At 33.0% G+C, this 20,668-nt stretch carries 14 protein-coding genes and 2 pseudogenes; 2 read left to right on the top strand and 14 right to left on the bottom strand.

Annotated features, from left to right (window positions below; translation table 11 throughout):
* From BAU27_RS09365 to BAU27_RS09325, 9 genes and pseudogenes are all read right to left on the bottom strand, one after another.
* Positions 1-503, bottom strand: a pseudogene (locus BAU27_RS09365) (cell wall-binding protein); the annotation flags it as partial.
* A 744-nt stretch (positions 504-1,247) separates the two neighbouring features.
* Complete coding sequence (locus BAU27_RS09360; protein ID WP_071770725.1) at positions 1,248-2,147, bottom strand: DMT family transporter; 900 nt, start codon at positions 2,145-2,147, stop codon at positions 1,248-1,250.
* A gap of 421 nt (positions 2,148-2,568) precedes the next feature.
* Positions 2,569-3,732, bottom strand: coding sequence for a MalY/PatB family protein (locus BAU27_RS09355; RefSeq protein WP_071770724.1), 1,164 nt, complete (start codon positions 3,730-3,732; stop codon positions 2,569-2,571).
* 34 nt (positions 3,733-3,766) lie between these two features.
* Positions 3,767-4,804: a cysteine synthase family protein gene (locus BAU27_RS09350; protein WP_071770723.1), complete on the bottom strand. Its 1,038-nt coding sequence runs from the start codon at positions 4,802-4,804 to the stop codon at positions 3,767-3,769.
* A 270-nt stretch (positions 4,805-5,074) separates the two neighbouring features.
* The gene (locus tag BAU27_RS09345; protein WP_071770722.1) at positions 5,075-5,773 is read right to left on the bottom strand and encodes an alanyl-tRNA editing protein; all 699 of its coding nucleotides are present in this window, start codon (positions 5,771-5,773) and stop codon (positions 5,075-5,077) included.
* Between the two features lie 47 nt (positions 5,774-5,820).
* The gene (locus BAU27_RS09340) at positions 5,821-6,720 is read right to left on the bottom strand and encodes a GHMP family kinase ATP-binding protein (protein ID WP_071770721.1); all 900 of its coding nucleotides are present in this window, start codon (positions 6,718-6,720) and stop codon (positions 5,821-5,823) included.
* 1,304 nt (positions 6,721-8,024) lie between these two features.
* Positions 8,025-8,213, bottom strand: coding sequence for a helix-turn-helix domain-containing protein (locus tag BAU27_RS09335; protein WP_071770720.1), 189 nt, complete (start codon positions 8,211-8,213; stop codon positions 8,025-8,027).
* A 296-nt stretch (positions 8,214-8,509) separates the two neighbouring features.
* The gene (locus BAU27_RS09330; RefSeq protein ID WP_254797955.1) at positions 8,510-8,707 is read right to left on the bottom strand and encodes a hypothetical protein; all 198 of its coding nucleotides are present in this window, start codon (positions 8,705-8,707) and stop codon (positions 8,510-8,512) included.
* A 399-nt stretch (positions 8,708-9,106) separates the two neighbouring features.
* The gene (locus BAU27_RS09325; protein WP_071770718.1) at positions 9,107-12,256 is read right to left on the bottom strand and encodes a bifunctional cytochrome P450/NADPH--P450 reductase; all 3,150 of its coding nucleotides are present in this window, start codon (positions 12,254-12,256) and stop codon (positions 9,107-9,109) included.
* Positions 12,257-12,839: 583 nt separating this feature from the next.
* On the opposite strand from BAU27_RS09325, the gene BAU27_RS09320 reads away from it, so the two are divergent.
* Both BAU27_RS09320 and BAU27_RS09315 read left to right on the top strand, forming a co-directional pair.
* The gene (locus tag BAU27_RS09320) at positions 12,840-13,484 is read left to right on the top strand and encodes a TetR/AcrR family transcriptional regulator (RefSeq protein WP_071770717.1); all 645 of its coding nucleotides are present in this window, start codon (positions 12,840-12,842) and stop codon (positions 13,482-13,484) included.
* Between the two features lie 657 nt (positions 13,485-14,141).
* Entirely contained in the window at positions 14,142-15,314 is a 1,173-nt protein-coding gene (locus BAU27_RS09315) for a GerAB/ArcD/ProY family transporter (protein ID WP_071770716.1), read from the top strand.
* 913 nt (positions 15,315-16,227) lie between these two features.
* Here the strand turns inward: BAU27_RS09315 and BAU27_RS09305 are convergent.
* The 5 genes and pseudogenes from BAU27_RS09305 to BAU27_RS09285 form a co-directional block, all read right to left on the bottom strand.
* Positions 16,228-16,923 (bottom strand): ABC transporter ATP-binding protein, encoded by a 696-nt coding sequence (locus tag BAU27_RS09305; RefSeq protein ID WP_071770715.1) that lies wholly within the window; start codon positions 16,921-16,923, stop codon positions 16,228-16,230.
* Positions 16,920-17,732, bottom strand: a complete 813-nt coding sequence (locus tag BAU27_RS09300; RefSeq protein ID WP_071770714.1) for an ABC transporter permease — start codon at positions 17,730-17,732, stop codon at positions 16,920-16,922. The genes BAU27_RS09305 and BAU27_RS09300 overlap by 4 nt, the downstream gene beginning before the upstream one ends.
* 82 nt (positions 17,733-17,814) lie before the next feature.
* The gene (locus BAU27_RS09295; RefSeq protein ID WP_071770713.1) at positions 17,815-18,321 is read right to left on the bottom strand and encodes a nitrous oxide reductase accessory protein NosL; all 507 of its coding nucleotides are present in this window, start codon (positions 18,319-18,321) and stop codon (positions 17,815-17,817) included.
* Positions 18,321-19,598, bottom strand: a complete 1,278-nt coding sequence (locus BAU27_RS09290) for a right-handed parallel beta-helix repeat-containing protein (protein ID WP_071770712.1) — start codon at positions 19,596-19,598, stop codon at positions 18,321-18,323. Before BAU27_RS09290 ends, BAU27_RS09295 begins: the two co-directional genes overlap by 1 nt.
* Positions 19,599-20,098: 500 nt before the next feature.
* Positions 20,099-20,665: pseudogene (locus BAU27_RS09285) on the bottom strand (N-acetylmuramoyl-L-alanine amidase family protein); the annotation flags it as partial.
* Positions 20,666-20,668: the final 3 nt, after the last annotated feature.

Raw genomic sequence — 20,668 nt, 5'->3', positions numbered from 1 at the left:
ACAACTCCGGTCTTTCCTTCGTCTAATTGTGCTTGTGTAATGTAAAGAAGATCGTGTTCTGAGACATTTGCTCCATTAGGGTTTAGATCTATAATTGCACCTGCTTCAGTAATTTTAAGCTGCTGCCCAGATTTTAGTTGATGAATTTCAATTCTTCCATTTGGATAGCGTACTTTAACTGGTTTAAGAAAATTCAAATCACCTTGTGTATGATACATGGAAATATTAAATTCCCCAGATGTAAAACTAGGAGCTTGGTAAGTTTCGTTTTCTGCATATACATCAATGTGAGTGCCAGGGTCTCGATCCCCTGGGCTTATTCCAAGTGCTTCATAAGTGTTTGCTACAGCACCTAATACAGTAATACTTATATCTATTACCGTACCTATTCCTGCGCTAGCTTTATTTTCTGCAATAGGAGCGACAGAAAAAAGAATACCTAATGCCGCTGCAGTAGGAATTACTTTCTTTCCAATTCCAATTGTTTTAAATTTTTTCTTCATTTTTGTTGTCCTCTCTTAGTAAGATTTAGCCTAGATTGCTTACATGTAACACTCTAAAAAACAAACATATAAATACTGTCGTATATTGATTTAAAATATAAAATTAATATTTATAAATTCATCTTAGCTTAAAAAACTTTCAAATTTCTTTCATAAATGTTACAAAAGTCTTTCATTAATATCGTATAAAATTCTGAACTTTTTACGATAGTCTATATTTTTTCAGCTTGGCCCCATGCTCATTAAGCGAAGATTTTTAAGTATCCCCAAAACAAAATTTTTATTTGTAAAATGAATGAAGTAGTAAACAAGAAAGGCTGGCAAAATGCCAACCTTTCTTGTTTTTTGGGTCTCAATTTTTAATTTAATAAGATATATCGGTGGTTTACTTATGTATCAATCCTTTTATTTTTATCGGTATTTCCAAGTTTAAGAAATTACTTGCAAGATTCCTGAAGTGTTTGTATGAGAAGCAATGAGAGGGTTTTGTAACATTTACGAAAGACTTATGAGAGTTATTTAAATTAAGATAAACTTACCGATGTTAATTTAAATATGTTGGAAACAGTATAAATTAGAAAGTAAGGAGCACATCCATGAAGGAAAAGATATTGGGGTGTTCTTTACTCTTAAGTTGATGGGCATGTATAGTGACCCCTTATATGGAAAGTTCCGAGAATTGAAAGAAAATAAAAAGACGATTTTTTATATTTAAAAAATCGTCTTTTTATTTAAACCTACTTCTTAACTCACAATTGCTTCTTTTGATTCGTCTGATACCTTTTGTTTCTTTTTCATTTTCACAATATAGATTCCACCTAAAGCAATTAACATCCCCATTACTTCAACTATTGTAAGCTTCTGAGTAAAAATAAACCATGCATATATTGCAGCTACGATTGGTTGTAATAAAACTAATATAGAGGATAGTGCAACATTAACTTTACCCAAACAAAAACTCAGTAGTCCTTGCCCTAAAATCTGCGAAAAAATAGCTAAACCTATTAAAGGCATCCATTCTGAAGTACCACTTGGGAAATAAACTCCCTCAGTAAAAAGCATAGCAATGAAAATTGTTACTGCACTTCCAAAAGCACTAACAAACATAATAATACTAGCGCTTACTCTTTCTCGTACTTTATATACTGTTAATAAAAAGAATGCATAGAAGAAAGCAGTTAAAAAGGCCAACATATCTCCAAATAAATTATCTGTTGTTATTACTGCTTTACCGCTAACTAAAACAATTACCCCAGATATTGTAATAATAGACCCTATAAAAAATGTACGTGTTATCTTTTCCTTAAAAATAAAAAATGAAAATGGAATAATTACTATGGGTACTAGATTAGCTAATAAATTAGCATTTGCAACACTAGTATAATAAAATGATATATTCCATAAAATTAAATCACCTGCTAAAAATACACCTGCTAAAAGTATTAATAAAATATCTTTTTTTGAAACTTTATTAAGCCCTTTCCATACAAACGGTAATAAAAGAGGGATAGAGAGTAATACGCGATAAAAGCCTGTATTAATTGGCGGTAATTCACTTAGTTTTACAAAAATACCACCTGTAGCTAAAAAACAGACAGCTAAAAATACTAATAGTATATATTTCGTTTCATTATTTCTTATCATTTTTTTCTCCTACTGTAACCCCTAAATAAAATTGAACATTTTTTAACAGGAGGATCATCAACAAAAAACAGTAAGCTAAGCACGTTCATTAAACTACTGTTTCAGTTAGCACTGTTGGGTCACCCTCTTAACGTAATTACTATATTTTTCAAGAACAATTAGTAAGCTAAATCGTTTTGATGATGTAATCCAATAGAAAGGATGTTTGATAGAGAGGCAAACATAATATCCGCCTTTAGCTAGGTAAGGCTACTCAACATATCTAACCTTATAGATTATAATGCCCCCCTCTTAAAGTTTTCAAAATAGCTATTAAAGTACTTGAACTTATTCATAATAAGCTTTTCATTATAGATCAATAATACGTGTTCAAAGTTATTAAGGGGTTACGTTTTTTTTATTAATTCTTACAACTGTTCACTTAGAGCGCCTTACGTATTCGAGATAAACCTTCTTCTAAATTAACCCTAGGACAGGCAATATTCATTCTAAGAAATCCTTCACCATTTTCACCAAACATAGAACCTTCATTTAAAGCTAATTTAGCTTTTTGGTACATCCAATTTTCTATGTTTTCTTTATTCATCCCTAACTCTCGGAAATCTAACCAAACTAAATATGTTCCCTGAGGTTTGATTACCTTCACTCCATTTATATTTTTCTTAAAATAATCAAGTAAAAAATTTAAATTTCCCTCTAAGTAGATTAATAATTGATTTAGCCACTCTTCACCATGGTTATATGCAGCCTCTACTGCCGTTATACCAAAGAAACTTTCAGAATGTAACGAAAGCATTTTTAACTTTTTTTCATACAATTCCTTTATACGAGGATTTTGAATAATTAGATTACATGTTTTTAATCCCGCAAGATTAAATGTCTTACTAGTAGAAATGCATGTTATACTATTCCTTTTAAATTCTTCAGAAATAGAAGCAAATGGTGTGTGTTTATTTCCTTCATATATTAAATCACAGTGAATTTCATCTGAAATAACAATTATATTATGTTTAGCACATATTTTCCCTAGTCTCTCTAACTCTCCCTTGTCCCATACTCTCCCGACAGGATTATGAGGATTGCATAACAACATTAATTTTACACTTGAATCTATTTTATCTTCTAAATCTTTTAGATCCATAGTATATCGATCATCTTCTAGAATAAGATTATTCGTTACTAATTTTCTGTTTTGTTGAATAACTACATCATAGAAAGGATGATAGACAGGAGATTGTATAATTACTTTATCTCCTGGGTTAGTTAAACAAGAAACCAAAATACTTAATGCTGTTACTACCCCTGGAGAATGTGTTATCCACTCTTTGTTTACTATCCATCCGTGTCTTCTCTTCAACCAGTCAATTATCGAAATATAATAGGAATCAGGCATTATTGTATAGCCATATATCCCATGTGCAGCTCTATTTATAAGTGCATCAACTACTGCTGGAGATGACATGAAATCCATATCAGCCACCCACATTGGTAAAATATCTTCTGTTCCAAAAAGATTTTTGGACTGATCCCATTTATAAGACGATGTATAAAATCTATCGATTTGTTGATCAAAATCAAATTTCATAAACTTTCCCTTTCGATTTTAAATTTTCAGACTATTAAAACGTAGGCATCTTATTATCTTGTAAACTAGCATAAGACCAGGAAGTAATCGTCGTACCATAAGAAACCTTTTTAGGTTGTTCAGGTAGGATAAGATTAGTCATACCCTTTTCTTTACGATAGTCTTCATTATAAACTGTTTTATAATAACGATCCCCTCTATCTGGAAAAATTGTTAGAATATTTGTCTCTTCTGAACATCTACTGCTTAAAAATCGTGAAACCGCATATGATGCCGCCGAACTATTACCTGCAAATATCTTTTCATACTCAGCTAACTCTAGATTAGCTGCGTAACATTCTTCATCGTTTAACCAATGAACTTCATCAATTATTGAAAAATCTACATTTTTTGGAACAACACTATTTCCATGCCCTCCTTGCAAGCGTCCTGGAATATCTGGTTGATTAAAAATAACACTTCCTACCGCATCAACTGCTATAACACGTAAGTCAGGATTAGCTTTTCTTAGGGCTCGTGCCGTTCCACAAAGTGACCCTCCACTACCTACAGACGCTACTAAAATATCAATATGACCTAACTCTTTAAGAGCCTCATTTGCTAATGACTCATAAGCATTAGGATTATCAGGATTTTCATACTGGTGAGGACAGAATGCTCCTTTATTTTCCCTAAGAAGTTCATCTAGTCTATCAAGACGAGCACTTTGCCATCCTAAATGCGTCATTTCTGTAACTATTTCCAATTTACAGCCAAGTGCTTTTAATTTTGCAAGGGTCATTTGATCAGTACGTTTGTCCGTTACAATATGAACTGGATGCCCAAAATAGGTTCCAACCATTGCAAGACCCAATGCCATAGTCCCCGAAGAACTTTCAATAATTGGAGCACCATCTTTTAAAACTCCATTCTTTTTCGCCTCTAAAATTACTTGCTTTGCGGCACGATCCTTCATCCCAAAAGGATTTAGCATTTCTAATTTTGCAAAAACTTTCCCTTTAGCTGTAGAATCTAATTCGAGTTGTACTAACGGCGTGTTTCCAATAGCATCTACTATGTTTTCTCTTAACATCATTAATACCTCTTTTCAAATTGAAATTTAAATCCATCCTTATTAGTAAGCACCCTAAAATTATCTCAATAAATTTAGAATTAACTTTATATTCTTTTCTAGGTTGATACGCTATTTTCTATTTGCATTGCTTAACGTCTCTGCAAAAAAAACTTGATATGACTCGTATTACAAAAACCTAGAAATTTTCACTTTCAAATCCTCTTTTTGTAACAACAAGAGTTATATAGAAGTGAATGAACTAAAGAAAGTTCTCCTAATTTATTCAAATTAAGCTTTTCCACCAATTTCTAGATATATACGCTCCAAGCTTTTCCCTCTCGAGTTTCTTCTTACAGAAATTTTTCCGATATCTCCAGTCTGTCTAACATGTGTACCACCGCATGGAATATGCATATCACCACAAATCCAATTTATTGCTTCTGGTTCCTCATTTAATGGGATATTTTTAATTGGAAGATTCTCTTCAACTATTAAATTTGCGAACTCTTCTACTTTATCTAATCCTTCACGCTCAAGACGTTTATCAGGACTATAAAAATCAAATCGAGCTCTATCTTCTGCGATATGACAACCTTTAACATACATCTCCCCAAAAACTTTAAATGTATAATAATAAACTAAATGTGCAGCAGAGTGCATTCTCATCAACATGTGTCGTCTATCCCAGTTAATTTTCACCTTAACTTCCATTCCTTCACGTAGTTCCTTTGCCGGTTCTTTTAAAATATGAGCTACTTCTGAACCAACCTTAATTATTGGAAAATCAGAGTGATAAAACAGATTTCCTCCAGTTTTTTGTGTATCAATTACTTCATTTCCTTCAATCCAACCTTGATCCCCAAGTTGTCCTCCACCTTCTGGATAAAAAACAGTTTGATTCAAGAAAATTTTATTACCTTCTATTTTTGTTATGGTAGCGTTACATTCCTTAAGATAAGGATCTTGGAGATATAATTTTCGAACCATTTTACACACCCCATTTAAATTTATGTACTTTTCTATAATTATCTCATTTATATATTAATTTCCCTGATAGTTGCTTCTGGGTACATCATCGAGAGACGTTTTTTTGCATTCTTAATTTTCATTTCATCATTAGTATCAAATAACAAAGAAAGAATTGAACCACTATGAGCCACCGATATTCCGTACGCTCCTAATTCGGGAAGAATATTCAAAATATCATTGAATTCTCTTTTATAATGTCTACGTTGATTAACCTTAGCACTTATTGTAGCAGCATGTCCTAATAGCTCAATATCCTGGTTTTTTATCCCACAAGTCGCTAAACGGTAAGCTTCCAATATTTGTTTCATCTCATTAAACGTATACGGTACCCTTTTAAAACTAACTGTATCTACGGCCTCTCCGTTATCAATTATAATTAAGCGCATAGACATTAATGGTCCTATATCTTCAAGCAATCTACCCTTAAAAAAATCATACACTACTGATGATTGATACATTACACCATCAGACGGTTCAATAGATGTACAAATACTTGATATTTCCCAAGGTCCGATAGGATAATTACATAAATTTGCAATAGCCCGACAAACTGCTATAATGTCAGCCGTACTACTAGCCATCCCTTTCCCCTCAATTAATTCTGATTCGATTTTAACTGTAATTCCTGAGTTCTTATCAACTATCCCTAAATTTCTTAATGAGCTTACTAATTTTTCTGCAGCTTTTACAGCTTTATTTTTATAACTAGGAATTACACTTATTCCCCCCCCACTTATAAACTTAGCTTCAGCGCTAGCATAGAGTGGTATAGGGAATGTAATCATAAAATTCTGATCATTAATACACCCTTGAACGAGCTCTCCACATGTACCACAAGAGATTCCAACACCTGTTGCAGAGATAGTTTCATTTATAATTGAGGCATTTCCTCTACTAAAGGTCATTTATATCTCCTCCTCTCATTTGTTGAGTCAGATTTGTTCATTTAAGATAATAAATTTGGGTTCTATTTGAGAACAACATCATTATACCCAAATATTGTCTTTGGTAATTAGCATAATCAAATTGGCAGGATATGAAACCAGCCAATTTTAAGATTTTTCCACCCAACCAATTTGAGAAAATTAATTTTCATAAGCAATATGAAGGGGTTCCTTTGGAATGAAGAGCAAATAGGGACAACAAATTCCAAATATATTAGAAATTGTTAACTATATTGAACGACGTATTACATATGGAGATTTTTCTACCCTTAGAACGAGAATTAGGTACGCAGTTAAATATGAATTATAGTACTATCATGACTACTTATAATGGATTGCGAGCAATAGGGATTTTAGAAAGTAGGAAATTGAAGGGATACATAAGTAAGTAGATGTGAGGCGTTTTTCCCCCGCTATATACGAGAACAAATACAACAAAATGAAAGCATCATTCATTTTGCAAACAGAGAATGTGTTAGTAATCAATTTTCTCATAAACAACCACCAACCAATTTGTATAAACAACCTTTAATGTAGTCATTAAGTTAAGAATAAAGAGGATCTCATCAGTAGTTGTTTTTAGAGGAAGTAATATCAGAGAAGCGGCTAAATCTTAATTTAGTTCCTTACCTTTTATTTTGTTATAGTTTGGTTTCTTTAAATAAACTGAATATTCATTGCACTGTTTATAAAATATAGATTTTCTTCTTTATAAATAGAACTTTTAGTTCTTTTCTGGGCGATATAGGTTATAGCAAATATCATAATCTAATTTGTAGATTATGAGTCCCTTTGAATAAAACTCAATATTCCGTCAATACTGTGTATGACATTAGATTTTCTCCTTGTTCCCCCTTGGAGAACCGAGCAGTTAGCTTTTGCTAGCTGCTCGGTTGTGTATAAAGATTAATCCTCTTTAAGGGGTACGGAAACGATTATAGGTATTAAATGTAGACTATTATTGTGGTGTTTTAGTTTTTTAAATTATTACGGTACGTGAAATTATTGTGTGCTGTAATGAAAAAGCCCCCATAGATCTTATACCTATGAGAGCTGCCTAGGGCTGTTTCATATTCGACTTAGTTCTATTGTAGCAAGCTTTCACCAAATAGCAAAAACATAACGATCCAAAACCAAATAATCAAACGAAATGCACTCTTGAATCCTCCCCAGAGAGTAATTGTTTCCTCTTGCATTATTATCCCCCTTTCCTACTTGTCTTTTGGTTCTCCAAACCATTCATACATTGCCTGTCGGCTTATAATTCATTCCTTACGCTTTCCTTCAGGATGCAAAAAATACTTCACTAAACCCTCTTGTAACATGCGCTCTAAATCATTTATTTGCTTCTCGTTCATTAGAGAGGGGCTATATTTATTCTTAATTGTCTCACGAGGAATCCCCCAATAAAAAGCTGCTTCAGATGGTGTCATGTATTTATCAATTTCTTTCATGGGAATTCTCCTTTGTTTGTGCTTTTCCTTTTATGCTACAATAAATAAAGAGGGAAATGGACTAGATTTCCTTCTACTTCAGTCACTCATTAACTAAGCCCCTTGTTTGCTGTTAAGCAAATGAAGGGTTTTTATTTTGCTTGTTTAGTTTACTATCTATGACAGCCAAACGGATCAACTTCAGCTTAATATCCTTACTAAGAGAAAGCCATTCAGATGTACCAATTTTCATATCCTTTTCCTTCCCATTCCCTTTTTATACTTCAAGAAAATTAACCCCTTAAAACATTTGTATTTTACACTAATTTAACAACCAGGGAACCCTCATCATATTCATGAATGTGTAAATCATAGTGCATATCTGTTGCATCCAGTACTTTACAAAACCTCTGATAGTAAGCCGGATTACTTACTTCCATGCCAATTTCTTCATTCCTGAACAGATACTCTAAATCATCAATGATTTCTTTCACTGTATTTCCCAATATTTTCACTCCTTATCTTTATGAAATAACCTTGTAAGGTTATTTGTTTGTTTTTTAGATATTTCACAGAAAAATTCTTAATAACATCCTTAACTCACTTTAAACCACTTATTTTTCGCTTACAACACACCCTTTGTTATTTAGGTCTTATGTCATTCACTATTAAATAAACATTGGTTATATCGAAACCTGAGAAGCCGTTTTTTGATGAGAGTATGATTTTTCAAAATTAATTCCTAAAAATAACAAAAGAGCTGAATTTTCATCCCAGCTCTTTTGTTAATTGGGTCTGTATGTGTACATGTGGGATATTGAGAAAAGCCCAAAAACTTATTTCCTGTTTTATTCGAATTACAAACGATTAAATGATTTTTAAACTTTGCAACAGAACCCTAATACACTTTTTTATTATCCCGCCCAAACATCTTTTGAATAATACAGATTTTCTTCTAACTGTTGTAGCCACGCACTTGCTTGTTGTTCACTCACATTATAAATATCAGCGTAACTTTTTATAAGCGTATTTTCTACATCAGGCGCCATCTCTCTTCCATCACCGCATATATAGATGTGCGCACCTTGATTAAGTAAATTAATCACCTTTTCAGCATCTTGTTTTATTAAATGCTGAACGTATTTTTTCGGCTGATCCTTCATTCGAGAGAAAGCTGTGTGAAGAGCCACAATTCCTTCTTTCTGTGTTTGCTCAAGTTCTTCTTGATATAGATAATCTTCTTTAGGTGAACGGCACCCAAAGTAGAGATGCGCTTCACCTAATGATTCACCATTAATTTTCATTGATTTTCGAGCTTGCAGAAAACCTCTAAACGGTGCAATTCCTGTTCCCGGCCCCACCATAATAATCGGGGTTTTAGGATTTTGTGGAAGTTCGAAGCCAGACTGTGAATTTGAAATAAAACATGTAATCGAATCTCCCTCTTTAAGCTGAGCTAAGTAGGTAGAAGCAATTCCTCTGTATTTTCCATTTCCACTCCATGCGTTGTCTTCCACAACACCAACGGTAATACTCAATTTCTGGTCATTTCCTCTTGGCGAAGAAGAAATTGAATAATATCGTGGACGCAATGCTGGAAGTAATTCTATAAAATTACTGAATTCCATTTCGCATGCTGGATATCTCTCTAATAATTCAAGCATAGTTAATCGTCTGGATAAAACTTGTTCTTTATATACATGTTTTTCTAATAGTGCTTCGAGCTCTATTTTATGTGGCGGACAAACAGTTTTTGCTGCCATTGCACGTAATTGATTTCTTGTGACCGGTTCTTGAAGTTCTACAAATTGCAGTAACTCATTTATTGAAACAGTGAGATTTAAAGGAAGATGTACTAGCTTTGTATTGTCACCAGTTAAACGGATATAATCAGATCCATTTAGCTGAAAACGGGATAGTACACGATTTACTAGTTCTGGATAATTTCTCGGAATCACCCCTAAATGATCACCTTCTTTGTAAGTTACATTATTCGGTAAAGAAAGTTCAAGATGCCTTGTACTCCTTAAACTACATGGCTTTTGCAATTCTTCATTCTTCATAATCTTCGTTGTAAAAGTAGGATGCATTTTTGCTAAATTTGTTTCCGCTACACTGTCTACAAATTTAATGGAAAGAGTAAAGGCACTTGTCTCACTTCCTTCGATATCAAGCTTGAAGTGATCTGCTACATCATTCCATAGCTGCTCACGCCACTCTTCATAAGCTTCTTCAAAGTCATCACTTGCATCTCCTTCACCACGCTCTGTTAGACGCTCTGCTCCTTTTATTGCAAGTTGTTCATCAATAAAGAAAGGTACCTTTTGATAGGTAGTGGCCCAGCTCTTATCGCCGCAGCCAAATACAGCATAGTGAACATCTTTCACTTCATGCTCAGATGCTTTCTCCAACCACTCTACAAACTTCTTCGCATTATCAGGTGGATTTCCGTTATAAGAAGCAGTGATAATCAATACCACTCCTTTTTTAGGAAGGTTCCCTGCATGAGAATCTAATGAAGCAGCTTTTGCTGCAAATCCTTTACTAAGAGCGATATCTACCAATTCACGTGCTATTCCTTCTGCTGTCCCCATATTGGAACCATATAGTACGAGTAATGGCGTATTATGAACATTATCCACTACTTTACGAACATTTTTTTCTGGCTGTTCACGGTAAGGAGCAGGGATACCACCTAAAGGGATTTTTTTTGATACTGCTTTTACAGTAAGCCCTTCTGGTTTTAACGTTAAAGTTTCTTTAATATCTAGTTCGTAATTTTCATGGTCATAAAAATCAAAATGCTTCAACATCATTCCAAGTACAAGAGTCGCTTCATGAATTGCAAACTGCTGTCCTATACATGCACGCTGTCCGTTTCCAAAAGGCTTGAATGCGTGCTGTGGAATTGTACTTGGATTTTCGAAACGTTCTGGTCGAAATTCCTCTACATCCTCACCCCAAATTGTTTTATCACGATGAAGTTGTGGAATAAGTACCTTAATCTCTTCTCCCTGCTTTAACAAATATTCTCCACCAAGCACAGTGTCTTCTTTTGGATATAGAGAAAACGCAGGGGCAGTGGGCCATAAACGAAGGGATTCATTTAATACCATAGTAATATATTTCAACTGCTTCACTTGTCTATAAGTAGGAACAGGATCTATCAATACACCCGTTGCTTCTTCTGTTGCTTTATGTAAAATATGCGGATTTTTCACTAAGAAATAAAGTGCGAACGACAATAGACCACTCGTCGTCTCATGGCCTGCGATTAAAAATGTAATCATTTGATAACGAATATTTTCATCATCTAACACTTCTCCTGTTTCCGGGTCTTTTCCGTTTAGCATATGAGCAAGCAGATCATCTCCTTGCTCACCACTTATTTTTCGATCTGCAATTATTTTATCCACTAACCCATTCATGTATTGAATATCTTTTTGAAGTTGAAATTTTTTCTCCTTATATGATGGATCATCTGGATTCACACGCTGTAATTGGCTCATTGCCTCATCTAGTGCACGCACCATGCTCATAATAAATGGATGAGGCTGATCACGATAGAAACTGTTAAAGCGATAATTAAAACCACAAAGTCCAATTGTATCAAGTGTCAAACGTGTCATATCCTCTGGTACATCAATGTGCTCATCAGCATTTAAGCGCTCCCATTTTTGAATCAACTGTATAGCGATATCTACCATCATCGCATGGTACCCCTTCATTGCTTGTTGACTAAAAATTGGTAATAAAATGTTATGAGCTTTTTTCCAGTTCTTTTCGTATGACCAACTCGTAAAAAGACCATCTCCAGCAAAGCTTCTTACATTTTTGAGTGCTGGGCCTATGCTTTTATCAAAGCGTGATTCATCACATACCTCTTTAACTAATCGTTGACTAGATACATAACGCGTAACCTGATTAGGGGTTTCAAACTTAAATATTTCTCCCATTTGATCAGCAATTTTCATTAAAGATTGAAGTGGTTTTTCTTTATTTAATAATAATAAATTTCCAAGATCTCCATCTGTTTTAGGTTGCGGTATTTCCTTTACGACCATTTGTAACCCTCTCCCCTTTATGTAAATTAATGAATTGTTGCTGATAGTTATCCATAAACTGTCCTCAACATCTTGAACCAACTTGTCTGTTAATTCTCCCTTTTTGCTTTCAATCAGCTCACAAATCTCCATAAAACTTCCAAACAAGATTTCATTTTTTCTAACGTCTTCAAACAACTAAGTTTTCATTGTCGTTGGACGTTTTAGCTTTATATTCATTGTGTATACCTCTTTTTAGATATGTTTTCGTTAATCAGTCACAAAACCCTAATTATAAGCGTTCATTACTTTAGGTAGTAATATGATTGGATTCAATTATATCTGTTAATTGGTCGAGAATTCGTAAACTTGATCGTATTCGTTTTGTACTCATACACTTTCCTTTCTTTCTTGTTTGAAATTTGCGAAAACAAACAATTGTTGATTATCAATCAGTTGTTTGTTATCGTTCAATTGTTAGTTATATTATAATATCGAGAACAGAGTATGACCATAATCAAAAAAGCTAGTATTGTCGAGTATCAACCAAATCATTTGTATGTGTCTTTTTTTTATGAAATATTGAACATTGGAGGGGAATTTGATGAAAAATAATCCGAAAACGGACAGAAGAATTAAACGATCAAAAATAGCTTTAAAAAAATCTCTTTTTTCATTAATGGCAGAAAAAGATTTAAAGTCAATATCCATTACGGAGATTGCAGAAAGAGCGGATTGTAATAGAGGAACATTCTATTTCCATTACGAAAGCAAAGAAAATTTATTAGAAGAAATAGTTCAAGAAAAGATGGAAGACTTGATTAAAGCATTAGTTGACTCATACCCAAACGACAAGGATATCCTATTTGAAGAAATGTCTTCTGCGGCAATGGCGCTATTTACGCATTTTTGGGATAATGTTGATTATTATCAATTAATGCTGAATAAGCATGTGTATTCAGGTTTTCAAGAGTATTTGTGTGAAACAATCAATAACCATTTTTTAAAAAATTTAAGAGCGGTACGAATAAATCCAAACCATCATATTAATCATGAAATAAATTCTTATTATACAGCCTATTCCATCTTAGGAATGCTGGTCTATTGGTTTAAAAACGACCTAGTTTACACCCCTCAATATATGGCCAATCAATTAATGAATATCCTGACAAATCATCCTTATAAAGTAAATGTCATTGGATCTGAAAAGGATACATTAGTGATTCAAAAAATAAACCACCACATCTGAATTTAATGATTGGTGGGAATGATGGAGGAATGAGGGCTATCCATGGCTCATACAACTAATATGTGATAGATATATCAATATGGGCCGGAATTTTATAAATAATTTCGACGTTATCTTAAATAAACGAATAACTCATGGAGAGTGGATTGCAAACGATTTAGTCGAAAAATTTGATATTGATCGCAGCTATATGAGTAGAATAATTGCTAAGCTTATATAAGTTTAATTTCACGTAATATTTTTCTGTTTTCTAAAGATCCAATGTAAGTTCTTTAAAGATTTGCATACAAAATAAACCCTATCAGGTTTCAATTTTTTGGATTATGCTACATGATTGTGAGACATAGAAAAGTTGTATATGATACAATTTGCAAATCGTTAATACTTTCCTTAAAAGTTCATATTTTATATCTGTCAATCTAAGAAAGTAGATGCATCCCAAAACGAAAAAATAAGCTTCTTTATTACAAGTTAGGACAAAATCTCGTTCTGGGGGTAGTTTTATTTTCTTAGCTTGATGGCGATGGGTTAGCACCACACATCCATCAACTTAAGAAAAATATATATTGTGGGCAAGCGTATAGTGTCAGCAATCGGATAATGAGTCACTTATTTAAATTGAGATGTATTTCATTCTAATTGAGATATGGAATTTTTATGCATAACGTTCATGTAAAAGGAAAAGCTAACTTATATTCTTTTAAAGTTGGTGGCCTTGAGATGCGATCTAATCCATATCATAGAAGTCTTACTCTGATAGAACTAGCATTTTTGGTTATATGTAATATTTGTGGGATTGGATTACTTTCGTTACCCAATACTATTGCAAGTGGGACCTTGTTTGCGGATGGATGGGTTGTATTGTTGGGCTCAGGTCTTGTAGTTGTTATTCTTGGCTGGATTTCTACAAAATTATCTACTTATTTTCCGCAAATGTCCTTTTATGAATACACAAGTACATTAGTTTCAAGACCTGTGGCATTTCTTTTTTCGGTAATAGCTATATGTATTTATCTTTGTATTGCTGCTTATGAAATAAGAAGTATTTCTGTAATAGTAAATCTGTATTTAATGGAAAATACAGATGTTAAAATTATTGCTTTTTGTTTTGTATTGGTTCTTTCGTATGGTTTATGTGGATCAAGAATGGCTTTAGTACAATTTTGCATTTTCGGTTTATATGTTGTGATAGTATCGCTTATTATATCATTTATGTTGAATATAAATAATATGGATTTCACTCATCTATTTCCGATTTTAAAAACACCACCAATGGCTTATATTCATGGCTTGAAAAATTCTGGTTTTGCTTTCTTAGGATTTGAGGTTGTATTATATTATAGTTTCTTAGTCAGTAACCCTAAAAAAGCCCCAGTATATGTAGTAAGTGCGTTGTTAGTAGTAGTAATGTTATACACAATTACTTATTTAATTTGTATATGTGTTTTTTCTCAATCTGTTGTTCAAGAGTTGGTGTATCCGGTTTTAGAATTAGGAAAAGAAGTAGAGATTGGGGAGTTTTTAGAAAGGTTTGATTCCTTTTTTTTTATGACTTGGATTATTACCATTTTCTCGACTACTATAATCTATATAGATATGATGGTGATTGTGTTAACATCTGTATTTAAGAAGACAAAGAAACAAACCTTTGTTTTTATTTTAATGCCCATTGTATATATGATTTCTATATTCCCAAATGGTCAAGAAGAGGTAAGTCACTTTGGAAATGTGGCTACAACAGTTAATTTCTTCTATATTTTGATTATCCCGCCGATATTACTATTAATTACTTTTGTAAAGAAAAAAAAGAGTCAAAGACGTACGAATTAAGAATAATGTTAGTGAGTTAACACACACATATATAATTAATGCATATGTGAATGTGTGAAAAACGTCGTCCATCATCATGGTACGGCTTTTTTGCTCTGCTCTTTTTCGCATACACATAGAGTATGGTGTAGAGTGAAATAATGAAACGCGAGGTGTACATGGGATTCAGCCGAGATACGTGTAAAAATGGGTCATATCCTAGGTTTTATTTCCATAATATGATTTTTTCTGTTTTTATAGATATATAATGAGATTTTTAACAAAATCTATATGAAAAACAAACCATTCTTTGTATAAATATATACTTTCAGTTGATGGATTTAGACTTTTTTTGACGTTGAAAGCAGGTTACTATTCTCTTATGTTAATGAGAAAGGGTCACGTGCTTTTTATGAACATGAATCCAACACAAGAGTTTTCTTTATTTGCCGAAGAGTTATATCAATAGGGATTTTAGTAAAATACATAGGTATATCTGATTTGGATAAAGGAGCTTAAACTGCTTCGGGTGATGCATTATTTCCAACGATTTAACGAATTTACCAAAAGAATTCTCCTTCCTCAAGCGTGTGAAGGGCGATAGCCCAACGGTAGGTAGCACATGAATTTTGGTTTGGCATATCCAAAAACGTTTGATAAATTAGCTATATGAAGTTCTTTGATAACTTGATATATATGGTTGCAGGAAGAAAATAGAGTGCGAAAACCAAGCCATTCGGTTCCTGCGTAAAATATCAACCGTACCAAAAGAGCATCCAAGCGTTGGACATCTAGGGGTGGAACACCCCGAAGCAACGCTCAGGGAGATGAAAGGTTACTTTCGTCGTGGAACTGAGAAGCTCCCACTTCAAGCTTAGCTAAGTGGCGAGTAGTTCACTATAACGTTCAAGTAATAAAAGAGATGTTAATGTATTCATCTTCTATGCATTTGTAGTAATGTTATCGTTAAATTTTCTAAATCTCCATCATTTTTTATTTCTTGTATGACTTTTCCTTCTTTCATAAAGAGTATTCGATCACCAATTTCAGCAGCTACATCCATCATATGTGTGGAAAAAATAATCATTGTACCATTTCTTTTTAATGTTTTTAATATTTTTAAAAATTCATCTACCCAATACGGATCCAACCCATTTGTCGGTTCGTCTAGTATCAAAATTTTAGGGTTTCCAAGACACGCCTGCCCAAATAAAAGCCTCTGTCTCATCCCTTTAGATAATCTATGTAAGCGTTCATTTTGTTTCTCATTTAATCCTATTGTTTTAATAACGGCTTGTACTTTTTCTTTTCCTATATTTCGAAAAGCGGCATAAAACAATAAAAATTCTTGAACTGTCATATCTTGCTGTGCATGAAAATCATCTGGCATATAACCTATTTTACTCACATACTGTTTTCTATCTTCCTGTAATTCTATATTATCTAATTGAACGATACCCGTTGTAGGAGTTGTAATTCCAGCTATTATATCAAGGAGCGTACTTTTCCCTGCCCCATTCCCACCACATAATACGATACACTCTCCTGCTTTGCTTTGAAATGAAATTGGAGATAATGCTATTTTCTTTTTATATCGTTTGCATACTTCGTTAAGATTTAATACTGTCATTTTTTTCTTCTCCTCTCCATTTGCCATCCCGCTACAAATAAGAACACAATTGTATAGATAATACAATATATTAATAGAATCCAAATAGCAGCTTTACTTTGAAAAAATATTACCAGTTGATCATATACTTGCCCAAATATTGCTCCACCACCTAATTGAATTACAAATATAATTCGAAGGAATTCAGCTGGATTGCAAAACAATAACATTTTTATTAATGGTGCGATCATTGAATATGGAACAAAATTAAGGATGCTAATTAAAGCCGTTGGCCACATCATAATAAGAAGGAACCAAACTACAATACTTATCGCTAAAGCTTGCCACCTTGTTATAGAAAAAGAGCCAATTGTTATTCCTAGTAATAAAAATAAAAAGATTAGTAAAACAGAGAAAATATACGTTGCTACTACCCAAAACATATCAAAATTACTACCGCTTACCAACCCAATTACTATACTTACACCAAAACTCATTGAAAAAATAGCTGTTTGTGCTATAAATTGTCCAATTGTTTTACCTATTACATATGAAGTACTCTTTAAAGGATACGTACATAAAAGTCTCCATTTCCCATTTTCCACCTCGCCTGCAATAGAAAATGCTCCTATAATTAACATAAGTAAAGGTACTATATATAAAATAAGGTTTACCATTGTCCCAGTTACATTTGTATACCCTGCTAAAGCCTGAGTATTTCTTTCCATAACAAATATTACAGAAAACATAGTTATCCAAAGAAACAAAAACGTGTAGGCAAACTTACCCCTTACTGCACTACGCCATTCTGAATATAATATATTCCACATACCTACTCACCTCTCTACTGAAAAAGACAACCATAGTTGGTTGCCTTTTTCTAACTATTTTTTTCATAGCGATAGTATCATATTAATGAGAATGTCCACTACCATGATCTTTCTTTTCTTTTCCCATCATCTCTTTATTCATTTCCCATTTATGTTCTGCTAGTTCTTTATAAGAAAGGATTTCCCCAGTATGTTTTTCTACAAAGCTATCTGCATCTTTCTTCTCTTTAAAAGAAATGACATTATAAGCCATCGGCGTCTTAATTGATTTGTCATATACATATGTAGCTTTATCAACTGCAACCCAATCTTTTGTAGTGTAATCTCTTACAAATTTCTCTTGTGTTTTTTCATTTTTATGTTCATCCATCCATTTATACATACAACCAATATCATCAAATTTTAAAGCTTTTCCATTTTCTAAAATAGCCTCAGTTGCAAACTGATTATCCATTACTGCCATATTACAAACATCACACTTATCATTTTTTTCATTAATAGCAACTGGCTTGGTTTCTTTCTTACCACACCCTACTACGGCAAATACCAAACATAAACAAATAGTAAATAACATATACTTTACTCTCATCAATTTTTCCTCCCTAAAAAAAACAATATACTTCCTATTAGTAACATGCTTACACTTACAACCAAAATGTTAGACTGAAATCCCACACCCTCACCTTTTTGCAAAACAATTTTTGGCCTCATACTAGGCTCTTTGTCCACCAATAAAGATTGATCTGGAATGTTTATGAAACTTTGTAAAATACGCATACCTGGTGATTGAAAGAACAACTGGTATTCTGGAATATCTTGTGTTAACAAAAGAAAATAGGCATCTGCTTTGTATGGAATATTACTAGTACCTGAACCATCTGTATCTACTTTTAAAGAAGCGTCCCAATAATTTTTATAGATATTGTTTTCCCTGCTTTGTGTAGCTTGCGACTCATTAACATTCCCTATCATTGCATTTTGAGTAAATTCATTTGCACTGGCATCTTTAAATTGTAAACCGATAAAATTATTAGAAATTGAGTTACTCATAATAGTATTTTGCTTTGCCTTTTCTACGTAAATCCCTACTCTATTATTAGCAATTTCATTTTGTAACACTTTTGTTTTTGTCGCATCATATAGTAATAAGCCTTGTGCATGAACATTACTTTTATTGTCAATAAAGTGATTTCCTACTACAGATGTTTCCTTTGTTCCCATAATCATAGCGCCTGTTGTATTTTCTTTTGATATATTTCTTTCAACAACAGTTCTATCAGAATACATAAGATGTATTCCATAACGAGATTGCCAGATTGTATTGTCTTTTATTGTATTATTATTGCTTTTTTCTAAATAAATACCATCACGGACATTTTGGATTTTGATGTTCTCAATACGATTACGATTGGATTGCCATAAATCAATTCCATTAGCTCGTCTTTGTCCAACAATCATACTGTTCTCAATTGTTATATTCCTAGCATCTTCTAACTTAATCCCCATGTATGACGCGTGAACTTCCAATCCACTGATGTAGTGCTTATCTCCCGCTACAAATATCGCTGGCTGATCTGTATTATCATTACATTGTTCTATTTTCAAATCTTTAAGGATAACGTTTTCCTTTTTTATTGTAATAATAGGATCCTTACCACAAGAGATTATTTTAGTATTTTTATCCCCTTGTATTGTAATCGGTTTCGATATTTTTATCGTTTCATTATAAGCTCTATTTTCTAATTTAATTGTTTCATATGGGGAAGCCGCGTCAATTTTTGATTGCAATGTAGGCTCAGCATGAATACTTACTCCTGGAAAACAAAAAACTAAAAATAAAAGAAGAGAAGAACAATTTTTTTTCATATACAGTTCCCTTCTCTCAAAGCTATTAGTTATCACTATAGAAGAGAATACCAAAAAAATGTGTGAAATTTGTGAAAAATAAACGTGCTTTTTGTGATACATATAAAATTATTACTAACAGAAATAATTGTATGAGAGATAATCTTATCTGAATTTGTTATACCTCAAGTACTATACAAATTGAGTTAGGGTTTATTTTTTTAGAGTGGTTATATACATTTCGACATTTTTTACAGCAAGAAATTCTCAAAACCTCATAGAGTGATTTCAATTGAGCAAAAATATTTTTATTTTCGTCAATCGCAAAGGATCGAATCAACAAGAAATGAGTATACCTGTAAAAATAAAATGGACCATATTATAGGGATAAAATCCAGTACATAATATGGCCCATTTTATATATATAAGCTAACTCTTCAAACGATTTTTTCACTCACTGAGTGGAACAGGCATTTTTATTCTTTAGGGTTGTATGCTTAAATCAGATAAAGGCATCCCTTTTAACGAGTCATACTTATAAAAATAGACTTTTTTTTGTATCGCTTATAGCCTTTGTGTCCATGGCTGTCAAAATTATAGGTTTTTCCATTAATTTCAACCGTGGTATCTGTATAAATAGAACCATCCTCTTTAGCATAATAAGTAAAGTATCCGTAATCAGGGAAGTGGTATCCGCCACCAACTTCGAACCATCCTATTTTAGCTGCTCCAGATTCATCGAAGTAATACCATTTACCATCGATTTCTTGCCATCCTGTTTGCATTTCGCCCTTATCGTTATAATAGTATATTTTATTGTTAACTTTATCAAACCCAGTTAGCTTAGCTTCTCCGTCCTGATTAAAATAATATCTTTTTCCGTCAATAGGTTCATGACCATCGAAAGTATAGTGTTTGCCACCCACGAAATGATATTTTTTACCATCAATTTCTTTCCAACCAGTATAGGCAGGCCCTTCTTCGAAACTGTAATAAACCAGTACGGATTGATCCTTTTCATCAAATAATCCAGGTAAAAAGGTTTTAGAGACACCTTTTTTTCTAATAGAACCATCTTTTTCAAAGAAGGC

Source organism: Bacillus sp. NH11B, assembly GCF_001884205.1.
Taxonomy (GTDB): domain Bacteria; phylum Bacillota; class Bacilli; order Bacillales; family Bacillaceae_G; genus Bacillus_A; species Bacillus_A proteolyticus.
Note: the sequence above shows the minus strand (reverse complement) of the source record. Positions and strands in the feature narration are given on the sequence as shown.